The organism is Micromonospora yasonensis, assembly GCF_026013475.1.
GTDB classification, from domain to species: Bacteria; Actinomycetota; Actinomycetes; order Mycobacteriales; family Micromonosporaceae; genus Micromonospora; species Micromonospora yasonensis.
In genome coordinates this window covers 1-3,428 of sequence record NZ_JAPDPH010000386.1, presented here as the reverse complement: position 1 = coordinate 3,428, position 3,428 = coordinate 1, and the positions used below count along the sequence as shown (strand labels likewise).

The 3,428-nt window shown below is 76.5% G+C and carries 2 protein-coding genes; both read left to right on the top strand.

What is annotated here, in order from left to right; all coding sequences use genetic code 11:
- Positions 1-2,590: non-ribosomal peptide synthetase (locus ONA70_RS35430; protein WP_265010840.1), on the top strand; the 2,590-nt coding region annotated here is incomplete at its 5' end.
- Positions 2,587-3,428 (top strand): beta-ketoacyl [acyl carrier protein] synthase domain-containing protein (locus ONA70_RS35425; protein ID WP_265010839.1); only part of this gene is annotated, 842 nt, incomplete at its 3' end. The genes ONA70_RS35430 and ONA70_RS35425, both read left to right, overlap by 4 nt.

The window sequence follows — 3,428 nt, the reverse complement described above, 5'->3', positions numbered from 1 at the left end:
GCCACCCGGCCTGGACCTGCCCACCGACCGGCCCCGCCCCGCCGAGCTGGAGGATGCCGGCCACGAGATCGAGTTCTCCTGGCCCGCCGCCCTCGCGGAGCGGGTCGCCGAGGCGGGCCGCCGCACCGGCGCCACCCCGTACATGCTCTTCGCGGCCGGCTGGGCGGCCCTGCTGCACCGGCGCAGCCAGCAGCCCGACCTGTTGATCGCCACCCCGGTGGCGAACCGGCACACGCTGGAGAGCGAGACCGCCGTCGGCTTCTTCGTCAACACGCTGGTGCTGCGCAGCCGGGTCGACGGCGGGCTGACCTTCGGCCGCCTGCTGGACCAGCTCCGCGACGGCGCGCTCAGCGCGCTCACCGACCCGGTGCCCTTCGACACCCTGGTACAGGAGCTGCGGCCCGACCGGGACCCCGGCCGCCACCCCCTTGCCCAGGTGATGTTCGCCGTCGAGGACGGCTGGGAGGACCGCCTCCGCCTGCCCGGGCTGACCGTGCTGGCCAGCGGCGAGACGCACACCGGCACGTCCATGTTCGACCTGACCCTCACCGTCATCCCCCGCGAGGGGCGCATCGACGGGCGGGTCGAGTACCGCACCCGGCTGTTCGACTCCAGCACCGCCCGGGCCCTCGCCGACCAGCTCGACACCCTGCTCACCGCCGCGCTGGCCGCCCCGGACACCCCGGTCGAGCGGCTGCCGCTGCTCACCCCGGCGGCCGGCCGGGAACTCGTGGACCGTTGGTCCGCCACCGCACCCGCCCCGGACGATCGGCTCACCCTGCCCGACCTGGTCGCTCGGCGGGCCACCGCGACCCCGCACGCGCCCGCCGTGGCGTACCTGGACCGGACGCTGACCTACGCGGAGCTGGACGACCGGGCGACCCGGCTGGCCCGTGCGCTGCGCGCGCGGGGCGTCTCCGACGAGGACACCGTCGGCGTCTGCCTACCCGGCGGCCCGGACTGGGTGGTCACCTTCCTCGCCGTGCTCCGGGCCGGCGCGGTCTACCTGCCGCTGGACCCGCAGCTGCCGGAGGCCCGCCTCGCCCACCTGCTCGCCGACGCCGAGGCCCGGCTGGTGGTCACCGCGGCCGGCGCCGCCGAGGCGCTGCCCGCCACCGACACGCCGCTGCTGCGCCTCGACGACCCCGCTCCGGCGGGTGACGCGCCGCTGCCGACGCCGCACCCGGACGCCGCCGCCTACCTCATCTACACCTCGGGCTCCACCGGCCGGCCCAAGGGCGTCCTCGGCACCCATCGCGGACTGCGCAACCTCGCCGAGGCGCAGGCCCGGCTGGTCGGCGTCGGCGCCGACGACCGGGTGCTGCAGTTCCACTCGATCAGCTTCGACGTGTCCCTGTCCGACATGGTCACCGCGCTGACCGCCGGCGCGGCCCTGCGGCTGCTCGGCCCGGACGAGCGCACCCCCGGCCCCGACCTGGCCGCCGCGCTCGTCCGGCACCGGATCACCGTCGCCGACCTGCCGCCGGTGGTCCTCGACGCCCTCGACCCGGCCGCCGTGCCCGACCTGCGGGCGCTCACCGTCGGCGGGGAGCCCTGCGCCCCGGACGTCGCCGCCGCCTGGTCGCGCGGCCGGCTCCTGATCAACGGGTACGGCCCGACCGAGGCCACCGTCACCGCCACCGCCGCCCACTACGGGCCGGACGACGTCGAACTGCCCATCGGCCGGGCCCTGGCCGGGGTACGCGCGTACGTGCTCGACGGCGACCTACGGCCGGTCCCGCCCGGGGTGCCCGGTGAGCTGCACCTGGCCGGCGCCGGGGTGGCCCGGGGCTACCTCGGCGACCCGGCGCTGACCGCCCGGCGCTTCCTGCCCGACCCGTACGTCGCCGGCGAGCGGATGTACGCCACCGGCGACCTCGTCCGCTGGCGCGGCGACGGGCAACTGGTCTTCCTCGGCCGGGCCGACGACCAGGTGAAGATCAACGGCTACCGGATCGAGCTGGGCGAGGTGGAGGCCCGACTGCGCGACTGCCCGGGCGTGCGCCGCGCCGCCGCCGTGGTCCGCACCGACCAGCCCGGTGGCCGGCGGCTCGTCGGCTACCTGGTCGGCGAGGGCCTCGACGTGGAGGAGGTACGCCGGGAGCTGCTCCGGCAGCTGCCCCGCTACCTGGTGCCGGCGGCGCTGGTGCTGGTCCCCGACCTGCCGATGACCGCCAGCGGCAAGCTCGACCCGGCCCGGCTACCCGCCCCCGCCGCCACCCGCCCCGCCGGCACGTACGTCGCGCCGAACGGCGAGCTGGAAAGGGCCGTGGCGGACACCTGGCGGGAGGTGCTCGGGGTGACCGAGGTGAGCGCGCACGACAACTTCTTCGACCTGGGCGGCACCTCGATGCTACTGGCCCGGGTGCAGACCCGGCTGTCCGAGCGGCTCGGCCGGCCGGTACCCGCCGTCGAGCTGTTCCGGCACCCGACCGTCGCGCTGCTGGCCCGCCACCTCGCCGGTCCGGACCCGACACCGGCGGCCGGGCCGGCCGGCGACCCCGCCCGGCGGCAGGACGAACGCAAGCAGGCGCTGGCCGACCGGGCCCGACGAGCCCGCCTGACGCCGGTAGGGGAGGGACGAAAGTGACCGAGCAGGAGACCGGGCTGGAGATCGCCATCGTCGGGATGGCCGGCCGCTTCCCGGGCGGCGCCGACGTCGACGAGCTGTGGCGGACCATACTGGCCGGGCGGGAGGCGATCACCCGGTTCACCCCGGACGAACTCGCCGCCGCCGGACTGCCCGAGGAGGACCGCGACCACCCCGACCACGTGCCGGCGCACGGCGCGCTGCCCGAGGTCGACCGCTTCGACGCCGCCTTCTTCGGCTACTCGCCCCGCGACGCCCGGCTGATCGACCCGCAGCAACGGCTCCTCCTCGAATGCGCCTGGGAGGCCCTGGAAGACTCCGGTCACCTCACCGGCGACCCGGACCGGCTGGTCGGCGTCTACGCCGCCTGCGCGGCCAGCGGCTACCTGCTGCACCACCTGTTCCGCAACCCGGCCCTGGACTCCGTCTCCGAGTACGAGCTGATGCTCGCCAACGACAAGGACTCCCTGCCCACCCGGGTCGCGTACCACCTGGACCTGCGCGGACCGGCGGTGGCGGTGCAGACCGCCTGCTCGTCGTCGCTGGTCGCGGTGCACCTGGCCGTGCAGGGGCTGCTCGCCCGGGAGTGCGACGTGGCGCTGGCCGGCGGCGCGCACGTCCGGCTGCCCGCCGGCACCGGCTACCGGTACGAGGTCGGCGGCATCATGTCCCGGGACGGGCACTGCCACCCGTTCGACACCCGCGCCACCGGCACCGTGGGCGGCGACGGGGCCGCCCTCGTGGTGCTGCGCCGGCTCGCCGACGCCCGCCGCGACGGCGACACCATCCACGCGGTCATCCGCGGCTCCGCGATCAACAACGACGGCCGGCTGAAGGT